Source organism: Bacteroides sp. UBA939, from assembly GCF_002293435.1.
GTDB lineage: Bacteria > Bacteroidota > Bacteroidia > Bacteroidales > Bacteroidaceae > Bacteroides.
In genome coordinates this window covers 7923-28563 of record NZ_DBDF01000189.1, presented here as the reverse complement: position 1 = coordinate 28563, position 20641 = coordinate 7923, and the positions used below count along the sequence as shown (strand labels likewise).

General features: G+C 43.4%; 2 protein-coding genes and 1 pseudogene. 1 reads left to right on the top strand and 2 read right to left on the bottom strand.

Annotation, left to right across the window (positions count from 1 at the left end; all coding sequences use genetic code 11):
* Positions 1-184 (top strand): annotated as a pseudogene (locus B2Z67_RS11985) (transposase); the annotation flags it as partial.
* 438 nt (positions 185-622) lie between these two features.
* Here B2Z67_RS11985 and B2Z67_RS11980 read toward each other — a convergent pair.
* Positions 623-2110: an OmpA family protein gene (locus B2Z67_RS11980; RefSeq protein WP_291530068.1), complete on the bottom strand. Its 1488-nt coding sequence runs from the start codon at positions 2108-2110 to the stop codon at positions 623-625.
* Positions 2111-2195: 85 nt separating this feature from the next.
* Positions 2196-19490, bottom strand: a complete 17295-nt coding sequence (locus tag B2Z67_RS11975; protein ID WP_291530067.1) for a PKD-like domain-containing protein — start codon at positions 19488-19490, stop codon at positions 2196-2198.
* Positions 19491-20641 lie beyond the last annotated feature (1151 nt).

Genomic DNA, 20641 nt, shown 5'->3' with positions numbered 1-20641 from the left:
GCTACTGATGATCTTACAACGAGTCATTAGGCGTTCTTGGAGTTTCTCCGCATTGGCAACCATGATCAGGATCATGCTGATGTACTATGTGGACTTCCGAAGCTTCTTTGAAAATCCAGAAAAAGATTGGGAAGACTACATTAATTCAGCTGCTGACCCGCCGATGCTATCGCTTTTTGATTAAGGGGGGCTTGGAATCTGTAGTAACGAAAATAGACCGCCTATAATTAGCGGGAGAACAATCTTGTTGCAGTAAAACGACTTTTACCGGACAACAATAATAGCAAATAAATAAACCCCAAACTCACGTTATTATCGCCTCGAAGGTTTGGTATTTTGTCGCAACACTTGCGCCAACACTGGAGCAGATGTTACGCCAACGTTGGCGCAGGTATTGCGCCGGTAGAGCCTTACATCACAATAAGCGGTTTATCATACTCAGCGGTAATTGCATTTTCCAATAAGTCTTTCTTCTTGAAAAGTGAGTTCAGGATTTATTTATTTGATTGATAAACTGGTTTAAGCTTTTTGACCGACCTCACGTTAAAAATAATAAAAAGGAAAAGAGAAGGATTTGACCTTCTCTTTTCCTTTTTCATCCGAAGTCTAAATTCTGATATGTTTATTCATATATCACTTCAAAATCCACTCTTCTATTAAATGCTCTGTTTTCCTCATTAGAATTAGGCAGCATTGGATTATAATCGGATTGACTGATGGCTATTATCCGACTAGCTTCTATACCATTTGCTATCAAGTATTTTTTCACTTCTTCTGCCCGTTTCAGCCCTAATGGTATATTAATACGTTCCGAACCTCTATTACAAGTATTACCCAATACTCTTATTTTAGCTTCAGGATAGCGGGTTAATAACGATACTTTTCTATCCAGCACTTCTTTGCTTGCCGGACGGAGCTTGGAACTGTTCAAGTCAAAAAATACATGTTCTTTCAGCGACCGCTTTTCGTCTGCAGTCGGACGACCTTCCTGTTCTTTGCTTTTTTCCTGTTCTTTTTCTTTCTGAGCATCTAAATAAGTTATCAGCTTATCCATTTCATCTTTGTTCACCAGTCTATCCAACAAATTTTCTATCCGTTTCAACGACTGGAACATCGTATCCTGCTTCTTTTGTTGATCTTGCGCGATTAGTACTTGTTGTTCTGCTTCTTCGCTCATTGCTTTTCGCCTGTCTTCTATCTTACCCAATTTCACTCTTATTCCTAATTTTCCACCTATAGACAAGGGATTTACCCTATCTACGATAGAAGAGTTTACATATCCGTTATATTGAAGATTATCTCCTACATAGGATGCGGGGTGAATAGTATTAGCTCCTTCGTTGGGACCTATCAGATATTCTTGTTCTGTTTTATTTCCTTTTTTCATATTCAAAAAGCCATAATCAACATAAGCTCCCAAGGTTAAGTCTACTCTTGATGACAAACGGAATAATAGACCTAATTCAGCGGTACCTGCTAATCCTAATTTTAAATCCATATCGCCTTTATATCCGCTTTCTATGGTTTTTCCAAATCCTCTGGCGGGAAGGTCATCTATTGTAAGATCAGATTGAGGGTAATAGCCTGAAACGCTTAGTTCGCTTCCTTTATTGACTTCGTATTCTTGGCTTATGATTGGTAATTGGAGTTTTACTCCTAAGCCGAAGTACATTCCGACACTTTGTTTTAAGCCCCATTTCTTTTGGTACATCGCCATTATCGGAATTTCCAGAAAATAGGCTTTTTGTGTTTCTTTCCAGTTTCCCAGTCCTAATTGTAAGTTATAGTACTCACCCATTGGATCTCCTGTTACCAAGCCGTCCAAATCGTATAGACCTTCATAGGTAAATTCACCGTTGTATTTTGCAGAGCTTTTGTAGCATGAGAGTCCCACGCCTCCTGCTATCCCCCAATTGTAATTGAAAAAGTATTGTATTCCTATTGTTCCGCCGTAGCCTAAGCCAAACTTGCTCCATGTATCATCCACTTTATATCCTAAGCTTGTTCCGCCCAGATGTCCTGCTCCTGTTATATACAATCCTTTTTCCTGAGCATGTATAGTTATTATTAGCATCAGGGCTATTATTGTCAAACTGATTTTTTTTCTCATGACTTTTACTATTTATCTGTTATACATTTTCTTTCACATTTTAAGCTTGTGTGGAACGGATTGCTCCGTTCCACTTGGGCTTTATTTATTTGACAATGACCTTTCCTATTTTGACTACACCATTTTGGTCTGTTAACCTTATCACGTATGCACCCGGTTTCATGTCCATTGGCAGTTCCATTGTCATTGTTTCCATCTGACCTTTGTATAATTGAATTCCCAGTGCATCAAATATTTCTATCGAAATTACTCCCGAGTAGTCATTTTCGTCCATTGAAATATTGAGAATTTCATTAGACAATACAGGGTTAGGATAGAGTTTAAATGTAGTTTTTTGCAGAGGAGCATAGGTAAACGGACAACTCATAATTGACGTACCGTCGGCATAGAAAACTTTTACCATGTAAGTAGATTCCGTGGTTTTATCAATTACTTCGTAATACTGCTTATTGGATCTTACTCCAATTGCCACCGTTTTACCTGTTGGCATTACACGATACCATTGGTAGCTTACAAACTGTAAGTTGACTCCATTGGTATCTACATTTGAGATAAAAAGAACTTCATCCCATTTCCGTTGTATGTATGCAGGATTAGCTATAACTTTTGTAGATTCACTTTGTTCTTCTCCGCATATTCCTGTTACCACAACGTAGTAAATACCATAATCTGACCTATCTGCATTTTGTTTTTCATATACGGACGATGTAGCTCCGGCAATGGCAACACTATCTTTATACCATTGGTATATTAAATTTTCTCCGGTTGCAATAACTTCCAAATATAAATCAACACCCCCGTCGCAAGAGATTACTTCTTTTACAGGATGGCTTATTATTTCCGTTTGCTTCATCACATTTATTGTAAATGGATAAGCATTTTCGCCTGAGCAACCATAACTGCGTATTGTTATAGTCCCATTATATCTGCCTGTGGCAATTTCTCTCGGCATGGGAACAAAAATCTCTCCGGGTTGTAATGTTGCATAGCTTACCATATTATCAAAACCTGCTCTCCTTGCCTCTGAATCAAAGGTAAGCATGTATTCTATCGGCAAGCTTGGATTGCTCGTTGTGTAAGTCAATACAGCATCTATATCCGACGGACAGGCATTATAAGTCATCGAATCAAGCAGAATTGCCGGAGTTGGATTAACTGTCAGGTTAATAGTATCATAACTTTGGCAACCATCATATTCCAAATTAAGGATATACTCTACTATGATTGAAGAATCTGTAGTATTGGTTAATATCTCTCTTATTATGCGACCCTGACCTTGTTTTGCTCCGTCTTCGTTAACACCTGTTATTGCCGGACGTTCCCATTTATAATAGACATTGTTATCTGATGTTGAAGTTGCTTCGTATACAAACTGTGTTCCGGAACAAATGCTTCCATTATCTATTGGACTGGTTAATATTGCTTCCGGCTTCACTTCTATTGTAAATGTAATTGGGCTACCCAGACATGCGGTTCCTTTTATTCGTGGATAAACCTCAAATGTAGCAGCTTGAATACTGCTGTTTCTATTGGTTGTTACAAATGAAGGCAAGGTATCTGTTCCGTAATTCGGACTTAGACCAATATTATAGCCTCCTACTTGTCTCCACTCATAAGTGGTTATCGCTACATCTCCAAATACAATTTCTCTTGTTGCCTCTCCTGAACAATAAATATGATCTTCGGTCAGATAGTTAACAACCGGCTCCGGATAAATTGTTATTTGGAATGTATCTTTTTTATCTCCACAAGTATTACCTAAATTAGTTATTGCAGCTAACACTTCATATTCTGCCACTATTGTGGAGCTACCTGTGTTATATGCTGTAAATGCAGGCAAACGTTTTGTTCCTGAATCAGGTAATCCTGTAATTACATCACCGCTGATTCTTTTCCAGCTATATGCAGCATCCGATGTACTGCCTGTAAATTCGTATGCATCTACTTTCGTCCCCGTGCAGAATTCCATATCTGCTGTCGAAACTACTGTAGGCTTCGGATTTACAGTTACTCTGAATGATACAGGCTCTCCATAACATTCTTTTGCCAAGCCACGGTACACAGGGGTTATGGTAATCTCTTCAGTTATGACTTCACTTGTAGTATTATCTGCGGTAAAATCCAAACTGTTACCACTGCTAATTGTTCCTGATGAAGATAATCCTACCAATGGTGCCGCGGTGTAAATATACTCCGTTGCATTAGTTCCGGTAAGCGGGATACTGATGGAAGACTCATGGCAGCTTACAACATTGTTTATCGCATTTATAGATGGTAATGGATTGACTGTTATTGTAAACTGTTCCGGTATTCCTACACAGGTTACGTAGTTCATCGTGTATTCCGGAGTAACGCTTACTGTAGCCGTTACCGGAGTGCTATTATTATGCTCTAATTCGTATGAAGGCAGCTTAATGCCTTCACCCATCAGGTCTATGCCTATCGCTGTATCTATAGTCCATCTGTAGTTGGTTGCTACTCCACTGAAATAAACAATATTGTTTTTGCTTCCGTTACAGATTTCCTGGTTACTCATAGCATCTGCTTTAGGCACCGGTATCACAGTGATTGCCGGTTTACCTATGTGATTCGTCCTTTCCGAACCTTCACTGTCAACTACCTTAGTTACTGAATAATTATAGATCGCATAGGTATTACTTACATTCTCCGGAAGAGTTACTGAAACAGGGTATGGAAGATCCATCAAGCTATTGATTGATACGGTAACCGCACTGCTTGCATTGCCTCCATTATAATTAATTTCTACTTCCCATGGTCCTTTGCCATATTGAATATCGGTAATTTGTACTTCTGTCACACCTTCACTGCATACCGTTGATACGCCTTGCATTTCTAATGTAGCCACCGGTCCGTTGGTTACCGTTACCGGAATAATCAAACTATTTTCACAATAATACTCACAGTGGGTCGTGTACACAATCTGTGTAATACCAGGCTTCAGGGCAGTTACCGTCAATTCCAGAGTGGAAACATTGAAGCTTACTGTGGCAATGGTCAAATCCTTACTGGAAACAGTGGCATTGGCAGGCATATTATCCTGGATATCCAATATGCGGGTAGCTCCTGCAGCAATGAGTACCTCCGATTCACTCACACTGATCTCAGGAACAGCACATATCTCGGCTCTTACTGTATGTTCTACTTGGCATCCTATATTGGTCTGCATCCGAATTATATACTCAATAGGCTGCCTTGTATTGGATGTGTTATATAAAATTTCATTGATGTTGGCGCTGTTACCTGAAGCCTGAGGCGGATCTATATCGGCATTGAATGTTCTAATCCAACTGAAATGGATGTTGGTAGAAGGGCTCTCCGCCTCATAGACGATAGCCTCGCCACTACAGAAAATACCCAAACTATCCTCACTGGTCAGTGAGAGAGTAGGTCCTACCACCAATTCCACTTCCTGAATGTTTTCGCAGCCATTGGCCAGCAATTTAACGGTATATTTCACAGTAATCGGTAAAGCAGTTTTGTTGGTCAATATCTCGCTGATCGGCATGTTCTGGAAGAGTGGGTCCTCCGTCTCCAGAATATTGGTATTCGCCTGGCGCACCCAGCTAATCTCAGTACCGGTTACAGCACTGGTACCCTGGTACACAAAGCCATCTCCACTACAAATCTGACCCACATGTAGATTAGAGGTCAATTCCGGTATCGGATAAATCGGAACGGTTACATACTGCATGTTTGAACATCCATCCAACTCCATCGTAACGGCATAACGTACATTGACCGTCTTTTGAGACAGATTAGTCAGGGTTTCATTTATTTGGTCGGATACCGCCATGATCGGACTTTCTGCTATATTGTCGTTATCTATACGTTCCCATGTATATACAAGACCGTTTGTATTGGATTCTAAATCATAAGCAATAGGTGCTCCACTGCATATTCCACCCGCCAGTAAAGGCACATTCAATAACAGGGTCGGATTGACCGTAATATCAAAGTATACAGTATCTCCTATACAGGTGATGCCGTTATTGCTATACTTGGGTATAATCGCAATGGTGGCTGTTTTGGGATTATCTGACCCATTAGTCAGTCTGTGCGAGTACACAACATTAGTTCCCGAACTTGCAAGTCCTGTAATATCAGTTTCACTGTCTACCCGTACCCACTCATAGATGGTTCCCTGTAAACCACCGGTTAACTGTATGTTGACAGCACTGTTGTTACACAGTGTCTGATCATCTATATCATCTGCTACCGGAACAGGATTTACTGCTACCGTCACCTCTTTTACATCGCTTACACAACCCTCATCCGAGGTCAGGCGAGCATAATAAATGGTCGTCTGATCCGGCGTTACCGCAGAAGTGATCTTGGATACCGGAGAACAGGACCTGGATGAAAAGAATTCTATCGTCACATTGCCCGGAGTAGTATCATGGATGATCTCTCCCGATCTTGCATTCAAATCAAAAGCAGTCCCCGCACAGATAGCCTCAGGATTAATGACCACAAAGTCAGGCTTGGGATCCACCACAATGGTAAAGGTGATCTCCTGCGCCAGATCCTGACAGCTTACAAGGCCATTGTAAGTGGCTACAGCCGTGATGTTCGCCGTGATGGGCGAGCCGTTGCCGTTGGTGGCACGGAAAGTAGGCACATGCCCGCTGCCGCTTACCGCCAGCCCAATGCCCGGATTGTCATTGAACCAAATGTAACTTACCCGGTTGGCATTAGTTACATTCGAGGTAAATTTAGGCGTGCTTACAATAGCTCCTTCACATACCTGTGTAGAAAGTGACGTTGCATTGGTAATTTTAGCCGTCGGGTTGACTTCTATATTTACGATGCTTGAAATCACAGTGATGGGCTGTCCATCTGCATCTTCTACTGATGCCAGTGTATAGGTAACCGTTTGAACCGTATCTGTTGTGTTTACAGGAGGAGTTACCTGGAACCTTCCGTTGGAAGAGCTTACTGTCTTGGTTTGAAGTACTCCGTTTTGCTCATACTTTACCGTAAACGGCGCCTTCCCTCCGGTAATATCCACCTGTAAGGTCGTATTGTCTCCATTACAGATCTGTGCAGCAGCCCCTGATGCCAAACTCATCGTGGCAAGATTTTCCGCATCCACATTTACGGTAAAGCTAATCATATTGCGACATCCGTTCGCACTCTCCACCTCAAGGGTGATATGGGCGATACCTTCGGCTTTCGCCTCCAGCAAGGCTGTCGTATCCGGCGTTTGTGCCGTCACCGTTACAATGCTCACATTACTGCTTGACCAGCTTACCACGGTTCCCGTGGTAGAGGCTTCCACCAGCTTGCTCGCATTGGCCGCCAGGTTCACAGGAGTCGGAGATACCATATAAACCACCGGTAAAGGATTCACCACTACAGAAAGCGTTTCGCCGTTATTCCTGCAGCCATTCGCTGACGTGAGAACCGTATAGTCTACAGTATCCGCAGTACTACCACGCAAGGTCAACACCTCACTAATCATAGAGGTATTACCCGTGGAGGCAGGCTCCACAATAGAGGAGTTGGCCTGACGGATCCAGATAAACTCCGCTCCCTCCGTATTGCTTTCAAGCAAATGGACAAAAGCCCCGTCACTACAGATCGGTATAGTGGTCGTGCTTGATAAAGCAGGAATCGGATTGACCACGATTTCTAACGTGTCTGTCGTAAAACAGGAAGAACCGTCCACACTCATCTTAACTGCATAGTACACCGTTGTCGGATACTCAATAAGGTTGGTTAATATTTCATTGATCGCTGCACCCTGTGTAACACTACCGGATGGCTGTGAAATGGCAAGATTGGCCATCCGCTCCCAGCTAAAGCTTACATTCTTGCTCTGCGTACGGGCCCGGTAATTGATCGTATTGCCACTGCAAATAGCATCCAGATACAGCGCACTGCTTAATTCAGGAGCCGGATTTACCGTCACCTGAACCGTTTGAACATTCGGACAATCTCCCGCCTGTAACGTAAATTCATACGTCACTACCACAGGATTAGCCGTCGTATTAGTCAATATTTCATTAATCTCAATATCAGTCCCCGTGGAAGAACCCTCCGCTATGCCGTTCACTGACATACGCTCCCAGCGAATGGAAGTGCCTGCAACATTGGTGTTCGGAGTGTATACAAAACTTCCGCCACTGCAAATAAGCCTGTCGGTGGCCGTAGGAATGTTGTTCAACTCTGGCTTCGGATTGACCGTCACCTTCACACTGTCGGTGGCAGAACAACCATTCACAGTCATCGTGATCCTGTAAGTTACCTCGATCGCCGTTGCCGTCGTATCCAATAGCGTTTCACGTATGTTGGATCCATTTACACCGCTTCTGGCAGGATTGGAGATCCCCGCCACGGCCGCTCTTTCCCATACATACGATACGCCGCTCAAGGCAGTGGTGGCCGTATACACAAGCTCTTCCCCACTGCATATATCTACAGATTTCTGACTGCTTAACACCGGCAGCGGATTCACCGTCAGGGTAATCTCCTGCACATCACTGTGGCAGCCCTCAGGGTCTGATGTCAATCGTACATAATAGGTCGTCGTAACCAAAGGTTCTACTGCCGTTGTGATCTCATTCACACACGTACGCTCTGTATAGAACTTGATAATGCTACCCGCAGGAAGTACGCCTATAACATCATTGGACGAGAACATATAGCTTTCCCCTTCGCAAATCGCAGGAGGATTCACTACCATAAAGGTCGGCTTCGGATTCACTGTGATCTTATAGCCGGACGGTGTGCCCGCACAACTCTCAATACCCGTATAAGTCGGTATAATCGTAATATTAGCATCCGTAGGTGCGCCTACCCTGTTCTCCGCCTGGAACGACGGAATCAAATATTGTCCGCTCATTGATAAGCCAACGTTCGGATTATCATTCGTCCACGAATAACTTACCCTGGCCGCATCTATATTCGAAGTGAAGCTTACCATCAGAAGAATGTCTCCCTCACAGACTGTGATGTTATTTAAGGTCGTCGTAATAGTAGCGGTCGGATTCACCGTGATCACTGCACTGCCAGACGGAGTGATCGAAGTCTTCGATGGACCATACGTTACAGAATTTAAAGTATAGGTAACATCCGCCGCTACATCACCTGTGTTTGCCGGAGGGGTCACCGTAATCCGGTAAGGAGATGCATAAGCAGTGACCGTATCAGTGTCAAGAGTAACATCGTCTGTATAAATAATCGTATAAGGTGCCGTACCGCCCGTGATAGTCACTTCCAAAATAGTACTGCTTCCATTACAAACCTCTGAAGAAGCCCCTGACACCAAAGACAGGATCGCCGTCGGTGCTGCTCCTACATTGACAATAATACTCGCCTGGCTGATACAGCCTTGAGCATTCTCTACCGTCACCGTGACAACTGCCGTCCCCTGAGACTTCGCCTCTATTAAGCCTGAATTATTCACCGTGACCACATTGCTGTTGCTGGATTCCCAAGCAATCACGCTGGCTGTCGTATTAGGACTCAACGTATGGGTGCCGCCCACATTCATCAGCATCGGACTGGATTCAGTAATCGTGACCACAGGTGATGGATTTACCACAACCTTCTTCATAATACCCGTTGTCATACATCCATTAGCCTCTACCGATATTTCATAACTCACCTCTACAGGAATAGCAGTCGTATTGGTCAGCATCTCACTAATATATGGTATCGTTCCAAAGCCCTGCTGCTGTGAAATACCTGCCACCTTCGCTCGCTTCCAAATGTAGCTTCCCCCGGAAGTGCCCGACTCTATCTGATAGGTAAAGTAATCCCCGCTGCAAATCGTATCGGTCGTCAAAACAGAGGATACCGTAGGCGACGGATTTACCGTCAATACCACTACTTCACTGGTCGAACAATTGTTGGGTAGCTTCATCGTAATCCTGTATTCCACATCCACTGCTGATGTCGTGTTATTAGTCAACACCTCCACAATCTGATTGCCGGGCTGACTTGTCGCTGGCTCAGGCTCCGCTATATTCGCATTGGGCAATCTCTCCCAGCTAAACACTACGCCCGACGTACGGCTTCTTGCCGAATAACTGAACGTACTGCCGCTGCAAATCGCATTCGGATACAAAGTGCTGCTCAACGCCGGAGCAGGTGATACTTCTACCCGCACTTCCTGCGTATTGATACAGCCCTGGCTGCTCTCCATCGTAATAGAATAACGAACTGTGATCGGATTGTAACCAATGTTGGTTAAGGTCTCGCTTATCTCTACATTGTCCGCACCGCTGGCAGGCTCCTCAATGCCGTTAATGTCGGAACGGCTCCAGTTGTAACTGCCCAGAGGATTTATATTAAAGCTCGGTGGATACGTAAAGGTTGCTCCACTGCAAATACCCGGCGGCGTTTGCGTGGTGGTTAAGACAGGTTTCGGATTCACCGTGACAACCACATCTTCCGTATTAGTACAACCATTAGCCGTCATCGTAATCTTATAGATTACATCTATCGCTGTTGACCCCTCATTGATAAGCGTCTCCCTTATCGTAGCACCATTGCCGCTGCCGGCCGCATTGCTGATGCCTGTTACTGCTGCACGAGACCAGGAATAAGATACTCCTCCCGTCAGAGCTGTTGTCGCAATATACTCAAAACGCTCCCCACTACAAACCGAACTCGACGTCAGACTGTTTAAGACAGGTTTCGGATTCACCGTTAAGATAACCTCCGCCACCTCACTGGCACAGCCAGCCGGAGCCGCAGAGGTTGCCTTCGCATAGTAAGTCGTAGTCTGAGACGGGCTTACAGTCGTTACCGAAATAGTACAGCTAATGTCACTGTAGAAAGTAACCGTACTGTTTGATGGAACTACCCCTACCGTATTAGTACCCTGACTAAACACATAGCTCTCTCCCTCACATATCGGGGCAGGATGAACAACAGAAAACGTCGGCTGAGGATTGACAATAATATCAAAATCTTCTGCCGGACCATAACAAAGCGCATTGCCACTCCTCACTAAAGCCCGGACATTGATAGTAGCCGTAATAGGTACTCCCTGACCATTCCTTACCTGGAACATCGGAATATTACCCGTACCACTCATGCTCAAATTAATGGACGGATTGCTGTTAGTCCACTCATAGCTCGCATTGGCTACATTTGAACTGAAAACAGGAATACTCACCATCTCATTCTCACATTTGGTAATAGTAGAAAACGTTGTGCTTATTGCAGGAGTCGGATTGACCTGTACCGTGACCGTCGTGGGTAAGTGGGAAATCGTATGACCCGCATTATCCGTTACCGATACTATGCTGTATACTGCTTCCGTTACCGTATGACCTGAATTAACAGGATTTACCGTAATTCTGCTCGTATTCTGAAGATTGCTTACCGTCGTAGTGTCTTGTAAAACTCCACCAATTGTGGTCGAATACTTTAAGGTAAAAGGTACCTCTCCGCCACTGATGTCCAAGCTCAAATCAGTGCTCTCTCCATTACAGATCTGAGCAGGATAACCCAATGCCAAAGACAAAGCCGCCGTATTAGCTGCTCCCACATTTACATAAATACTCACTTCGTTAGTACAGCCATTGGCATTATTTACTTTCAATGTAACATAAGCTGTTCCTGATGATACTGCCGTTAAGGTAGCTACCGTATTGCCTGCTGATACCGTCACCACATTAGTATTGCTGCTGCTCCAGCTCACTACCGTACCATTGGTGGTCGCTGTAACTGTAGCCGCTGTACCGGAAGCCATATTCACCGTGGTCTTGTCTACGGATAAAGTCGGTAGAGGATGGATGTCTACCTCCAACTCTTCGCCCGTGTTCTTACAACCATTCGCTTCCGTAGTAATCATATATTTTACCGTTACCGTACTCGTTACACCATCCTTTAAGCTTAAACGCTCACTGATCAACGAACTGCCGCTATTGGTCACTGCCTCATTCACATTCACATTGTTCTGCCGACGCCAGCTAAAGGATGCCCCTTGTGTCGCCGATTGAATATCATACACAAAGTATTCTCCACTGCACTGCTCGCCTGCATCCAACAGACTGCTCAATTTGGGTACAGGGTTCACGATCACTTCCACCGTCTCGATGTTAGAACAGCCATTGATAGTCATCACTACATCATAGCGTACCGCCACAGGGTCTGCTGTCGTATTGGCCAAAACATCACTGATTCTGGCATCACTGCCTGTGCCGGAGCCGCTGCCCGTCACTCCGGACGGTAAAGTCTGACGTGTCCAGCTAAAGATTACATTACGAGTAGCTGTGCGGGCAGTATAGTTAAAGGTGCTGCCGCTGCAAATCGCTGCCGGAAACAAGGTGCTGGTCAACACAGGCTCCGGATGAACCGTGATACGTACCACTTCCCTGTTCTCACAGCCATTTGCCTGTAACGTGAACTCGTAGGTCACCAAAACCGCCGATGTCGTGTTGTTGGTCAGCACTTCGTTGATACTGCCAGTACCCGTAGTACCCGGCTCATCAATGCCCGAAGCATCCAAGCGCTCCCAGCTGATCACTGCTCCCGATACATTGGAAGAAGGGGTGTTATAAGTGTAAGTGTTTCCACTGCAAATAGTGGCAGTGGAAGGTATATTGCTCAGGACAGGTTTCGGATTCACTGTCACAGTGACCGTATCCACACTGCTGCAACTGCCCGAACGGATCGTTACGGCATATTTGACCGTCACTGCCGTGGAAGAAGAAGAGGTCAATACCTCTTTTAACGTAGATCCATTGCCCGACTTGGACGCATTGTTGTTGATAGAACTGTTGACAGCACGTGTCCAGCTGAAAGAACTGCTACCTTCACTGGAGGTCAACAACACATTCAACTCCTCGCCACTGCAAATCGTGTAGTTCTTCTCGTTGGTTAAATCCGGTACAGGGTTCACGGTGATAGTAAACTCTATCGTCTTTATACACTCAGGAGCACCGCCAAAACGAACCGTCATTAAGCCCGTGTAAACGCCTGCCGGTGTATTAGACGGTAAAATCGCAGAAATACTGCCTCCTACAGGTAAGGAGGTATAAACTACATCCACAAAGCCATTAGCCTTCGCTATATCGGAATAGCTAATCGAATACTCAAGATTGGCGACAGTATTATTCGTTACATAATTTAAGTCTACACTCGACGAAGCACCAGAACAAATAGTATTGTGAGCATTAAGGATCACAAAGTCAGGAACAGGATTTACTACCACACTGATCGTGTCAAGCTTCGGACAGTAGGTCTCCTGCAACAGCCTATACTCATACTGTACCGTGATCGCACTTTGCGTAATATTGTGCAGACTCTCACTGATAACGGCTGACGCGCCCAAGCCCGCTGCATTCGACAAGCCCGTATTAGCTAATCTCGTCCAGCTGTATATCAAATCCCGCGTCGCACTGGTAGCTGTATAATTAAATGTCTCTCCCGAACAAATAGCCATCGGAGTTTTTGTGCTTGTCAGCGCAGGCGTAGGATAAATCGTAATAGTAAAATTATCCTCTATACCCAAACAGGTTCCCGAAGCACGTGCCGGTGTTACCTTGTACACGGCACTGATAGGACTGGTAGTCGTGTTGGCAATACCCGTCAACGAAATGTTGCCCTGACCATTGCTTGCCAAGCCCGGAATATTGCTCCCGCTTACCTTCTGCCAGTAATAGGCTTCCGTCGATACGCCGGTGAAGTTAATCGTAAGGTCGCCTCCATTACAGATATGACGATCGCCAACCGTGTTGACCGTAGGAGTCGGTTCTATTTTGATTGAAAAGTTTATCGTGTCGCTATAACACTTCTTATCCGCATTGTCATATTCTGCAAATGCGTGGAAATTGCCCGTTATCGGGGATGTGGTCGCATTGGTAGCAAGGAAACTCGGGATCACATTCACCCCGCTCGTTAAACCCGGAATAGTAGTACCGCCTATATGTTCCCAGCGATACAACGAACTCGACAGATTACCAGACAAAACCTGAGAAGACACCTGAGAGCCATTACAGTAAGTCTGGTCTACTATATAATTAATCCTCACCGCCGGATTCACCGTAATGAAAAAGCTTTTGGTAACCCCTTCACAATTGTTCTTCTTAGGCGTTACACGCACCTGCAAAATGATGGGCTGGGTGGTGTTGTTCCGTACCGAGGCAACATCTATAATGGACCTGGTTCCGCTTGCCGATAAGCCAACGCTCGGACCATTCTCTACTACCCAACTGAAAGTAGTGTTGCCAAGACTGTTGGTCGTATCCTTGAACTCTATATATAAAGCCTCGCCACTGCATAAGGTCATATCTTCAAAATCCTGTACATACGGAATACCCTTGATCGGAACCTCCAACGTATCTACACTCACACACTGATTCGGACGAATAATGCTGATCGCATACTTCAATACCGTATCATTGGCGATGGGGTGGTTTTCGTAATCATAATTGAAATACGGACGAGCCGTATTGTTACGGCTTAAATAATCCGACGGCTCCCACACATAACTGTAGTCCGTAATCGGTAACTCCCCGATTACCGTATTGCCGTCCATCTGGCAAATAGGATCCACCACCGCCGACAGCTTATACGAAGGAACCGGAACCACCAACTCGGAAGAATACGCCAAATAGGGGTTCATCGAATTCGGGGCTACGCTCGCCCGCCTTAACATCAACACCATATTACACACATTCTCCGTATACAGGACATTCGTATTAATAGTAAAAGCAACACTGTCGCCTACAGGAATGCTGTTAATAGCCAAGCCATTGATAACATTACTCACCGGCATATAATCTATACCGTCAAAATAATACAGCTCCATAGCCAAACGGGCTGCATCCACTTCGCCTACATTCTTTAACCAGCCGCTTATCGTTACTCGCTCCGAACTGCCATCATTATAACGGCTTACAGCTGTGATCTCCTCGCTGAACTCTACCTCCAGCTTAATCATAGAAACAGTAACTGAGTCATACCGTTCTCCCAACTCCATCAGCTGACACTGAATGCCATCGCATGTCAGGGTGTTCAGCTTACCCGTACGAACATAAATATACGTACTGTCCATGCTCCATTGCTCAGGATTCGTCGGCATTAACGTCAAATTAAACGGATAGGTATCATCCTGCTGTGCATTCGACGGAAGGGGCGCTATTAAACGGGTGCCTGTCTGTGTAAACTGCAAGCTCATACCGTTGCTCCTTACATACTGTACATTCTTTGGAAGATCTATAATTGCATACACTTCTGTTGCAGCAGGCTGTGTCAACTGATACTCGCCCATCAAGGTCATCATACCCGAAGAATCACTACCACCTACAAAGTCCGTCTGCGTCAAGTACAAATCATTAATCCAGTAATCAGGAGGAGGCTCCAAGCCAAAAATACGAATCTGACGCATCGTCGAAATCGCATCACGTGTCTCTGCTCCGCAACCACTGTGACCAATAAAACTCGTCGCTAACTGGATACCGTTCTCCAAACCGCACTCTACTCGCAACGTGAAGTCTACCTGCGCTACCGAACCCGGAGTGCCATACGCCGTTAACTCCTGAGTCGAACTTAAGAGAATCGTTAGATGATTACCTGAAGAAATAACACTCTCTACCTCCGACCATGGAGCATTGCCAAACTTCGCACGAGGCTTCACCTGCTGATAATACCTGAAACCGGAAGGTAAGTCTATCTCCAGCGTTAAGCCCGATACCGTGGATTCTAACGCATTGGTAAACGTACCTAAAAAACTGATAGTGTCACAGAATTGATTCGTGTTGTTGTCCCTGTTCGGATGATGTACCAAATTACCACTGAATTTTACCGTCGGGGGTGTATATGAAATCTGCGTACTTGCTACTCCCGCTAATACGCCGGGAGAATTATACGGTGCCTGAGCATAGCCATTAGCCGGATCTTCAGGATAAGCTACCTTACTCATACCGTATTTTACGGTTAACTCAGGTGTACCTGTACAAATAGCATACGTACAGGACAGGATATAATCCTTGGTAGGATTGGCTGTTACCGTGCCTATTTTTATCCAGTATTTATTGGGAGCATATTCTACAAAACTTGCCGGTATTGGTGAATTGTCACTCGCATTACGCAACTCCACAGGTAGAACTCCTGCAGGACATTCCACCGCAAGCCACGAATTGGGCAAGGTTGCATCCGTTGCTATAAAATTACTTTGATTGGTAATACGCAAAGTCCATTCCACACGAGAACCCATTGGAGAAACATTCTTCGATAAGGGCGATATAACATAAGTATAGGGCCAATACCGAGAGCCTCCATTTGACTGATTACTTGCTTGCAAAGATGTTGCTGTGTATCTTTGCGGTGCTGCAGATGTTGGGTACATATCATAGGAGTATGATATTCTTGCGTTCATTGTTGCAGCCGGATTATTATAATTTACAACGTCTTGCTGTAAATTATAACCAATACCTGTAGATGAAGCTGTAGTCATCGCATCTTGGGTTGTTAAAAACGTCACGTAGGTCTTCCCTGCCGAGTAGGTTACTATATAATCCGTAATAGTATCCAACGTTCCAGCACTCATATTACCCAGAAGCTTCCCTGGTACTGTTGATCTTGCGAGATGAACATGCATCAGGTATGGATATTCTGTGGTTACATTAGAGAAATTATCTCCATTAGGGCGGTATTCTCCTCCTGTAAACGGATTTGTTCCTCCGTATGACCAGTTAATACCCAAGTCCATAGCCGGAAGATTCGTTGTCGTATTCTGATTCCAGTTTCCAGGGACTGTATATCCTGAAGTTCCTCCTGAAGAGGTTGTTTTATTTGCCCAATTATAGTTAAAGAGGGTCATTACATCCATCAGATTATAACAAGGAATAGCAATGCCTCCAAATACAGGAGTTATTCCAACTTCTATGTTAACATCCGCTGTGGAAACTGCCGTTGAAATATTCGTATTTACACGTGTATATACTTCTATCGTTAATTTATCACCAGTTGCAAGGCTGGTTAAACCTGTTGCCAATGCAGGAGAAAGGTCTGCCGTTATCTTGTGTTTTGTTCCTACTTTTGATAATGTAACATTACTTGCCGGAACGACATACCATGTTGCACTTGCATCATGCCAAATACGTATAGCATTTGTAGCGCTGTCAGGATTTAAATCAAATGCACGATTAGCATTTGCCGGATTTTCATACGAAATTTCAAAATCAATCCTGTTTGCTCCTCCTACCGGAATCAATGTCCCTGCCTCCGCTGTTGCCCTTAAGGTAACATTATCATAAGGACCGGCTACTTTTGTATTATAACCTAAGCCTTTTGCCGTTGCAACATCTGTTACTCGTGTTGCCTTGGTAGTATCCGTATATCCAAATACAGTCCTTTCTACTTCAAAATCCTGCAAGCCCAATCCTTCACATGTACCAATCTGAACATATCCCAAGCTTGTACTTGAACAACCAAATTTTTGAATTGTCCCGGTTTTACCATAATCATATTCATGAGATATATTTATTTTCTTCTCCGTATCCGTAGTTCCCGTTGCCTTTAGAGCAATGGAAACGGGATAATTACTTGCATTCCAATTGGCAGTCCATTTGATTTTAATAGTTCTTCCATCCGGACTCACCGTATAACTTGTCGTAGGTATATTAGTATTGCTTCCTATTCTTAAGGGATTTGTTTGTGTTGCATCAAAAGCCAAGCCAACAGGAAGTTCAATGATTGTCCAAAAATCACTCGTTGGCACATTTCCGGTTGCAGCTGTTCCGGTTGTAGCAAGTGCTATAAGGTTTGTGCCACTTACACCGGGAATTGTACCATTACCACCATAATAATTACTGAAAGTTAATCTTGTCTGGTCTCCTGCCGATAAATTAACATTCGTAATATCAATACCTCTTATAGACGAAAAAGCAACTCCACCCACCCATGTATTGGTTCCGGAGCTGTAATTTCGAGTATATGAACGATACCCATCTTTACAGAAAGTTTGATAGTACAGGTCTCCACGGCGTGTCGCATGAGTTTTTAATTCATTCGGGCAAGCTCCTGTATTAATTATATAGTTATATTCCACTTTAAAATAAAAAGACGAGCCTTGTTCCAAATCATCATACACTCCATCACCATCCATAGAAGACATCCCTAAAGAAGCATACCATGATGCCATTGCAGAATTATTAAACTGACTAAAATCCAAATATCTGCTACTTCTCCAAGTTAAAAAAACCGTATCCCCATTATAAAGTACCGGTACACCTGCTGCATTTACCACATAGGCTTTTTTATAGGTATAATTTCCATTATATATATCTACATAGAGATTATACATGATAGCTTCCGCCTGAGCAGAATTATTACTGAAAACAAAATGTAAAGACCCGTTATTATCAGGCGATGTCGGACTTACTTCCGGGGTAGCAATATTAATATCCGGCGTATATTCATAAAGAGGCTCGGAATAAACTACTTCCTCTCCTGCTTGTGGAGCACAAAAAGTAGTGCCGTCTCCATAGCTGAAACTGTATGCAACTGTTCCCTGTCCACATGTACGCAACATGACCGTTTCGCGTATACGAATAGTATCATCATAGTTTAAGTGATTTCCGGTGTATCCGCCCAAAGCGGCAAACATATCTTTGGTAATAATATATGTATAGCCCGATGGCGAGGAAGTAAGGGCGCTTGCAGGAAGCTTTGTCCACGTGGAACCGTTCCGGCTTATTTCTACCGTGTCTATGAGGAAGCCCGCAGAATTACAGGCAACATTTACCTTAAAACTGTTAATATGGGAATACTGCCTTGACTGTATATACATAAATTCACGCTTCTCGCGTACTCCCAACTGTATACTCTTCGATGCCGGATACCTCGCTCCAAAAACAGGATCGAAAATATTTATCAGCCGGTTTGCTGAAGTAAGGGAAGCCAGAGAAGCCGGAGCAGTTGCATCCCTATAAAATGCATACTTTACCATACGCTGTGAAACCGGAGTTGCGGTTTGTGCATCACACAAGGCTCTGGCATAAATCTTTACTAGCACAGACTGTGTCTGAGGAACATTGGGGATTATCACACGCCCTATCAGCTTATTTGGAGAAAGTGACCCCGGTTTAAAATTAGGGGTTGTCGTCAATAACTCAAAACCCGCAGGCACGGTAACCTCCAATTCCGCATTACTCATAGCGGCACTTGAAAATACCGTCACCTCAAAAAGAACAGAATCTCCCATCGGGACAATTTCCCCGGGAGAGGTTATTTCCGAAAGAGTTATACTCTGTGCATTCACGGACTGTATGCCTAAATGCATAAACAAGACCAAAACAAAGAGGCTCACTGCCCATTTCTTTACTCCTGTTGGAATTTGAAAAAGTCGTCGACTTGTTTCACACGTCAAAAAACTAAATTGTTGTGCTTGTTTCATATTTACTTTTATTCTACTTATTGTTTTTAATTTCTATAAATTTACAAAATACTATCACAAATAATATCAATGTATATTAAATGACTTCTTTAAGAACATGCAAAATTACTAAAAAAATATTTACTATTTTAATAAACCACAAAAAACATTACTGCATAAGCATATTTTTGTTAAAAGAAACATACATGTAATGGTAAAAATGGCTTTCTCGGCATTGAGAAACATATTTACAATAGTGCAATATACTTTCTCAACACCGAGAAATATTCATGCAGCAGTGCAAAGTATTTTCTCAATGTCGAGAAATATTCATGAAGAAATGCAATATATTTTCTCAATACCGAGAAATATTCATGAAGAAATGCAATGTACTTTCTCAATATTGAGAATACTTCATGTAATAGTTCGGAATATTTTCTCAATATTGAGAAATATTAAATCAGTAGTGTAAATAACTTTCTTAATAGTGAGAAATATTCAAGCAGTAATGTAAATAATTTTCTCAATAGTGAGAAGCATTTATGTAAATAAGGTGAGTTCGGGATGACAATAGTAAATAAGGAAATAAGTAAATGAGTAAATAAGAGGACGCACAGACAAAACCTAAGAACGTCCTGGCGAGGAACGAAGCCATCCGGTATTGAAGGACTTGTTCTTGACTGTTGCTGATTACGTTTGTTGGTTTCATTACAATTCTTATTCTTGCCCCTAAATCCCCTAAAGGGGACTTGAGTGAGTGGTAAAATGGTACAAGGGTACAATGGTGAAGAAGTAAGACAAATGGTTTCACAAAGTCACACAAAGGATTTTCACGAAGTAACACGAAGGCATTATTTAGTTCTTCACTTCGTTATAGCCAAATAAGTAAATAATCATTAAACATTTCATCCTTCTACCATTTTACCTTTCCAACTTCTTATTTACTTATTTACTCATTTACCGTTGATCCCGAACTCATGTTAAATACTAACAATAACCCACTGAACTAAAAGTCCCCTTTAGGGGATTTAGGGGTAGTTCCGGATGACTTCGTGCCTCGTCAGGACGTAATATGTTTGTTTAGAGCGTCATTGCGAACACAGTGAAGCACCCGAACGCGAAGCATGTGAGAGCATCGAAACTTTAGTTGAGATAATCCAGAAAAAAGATGG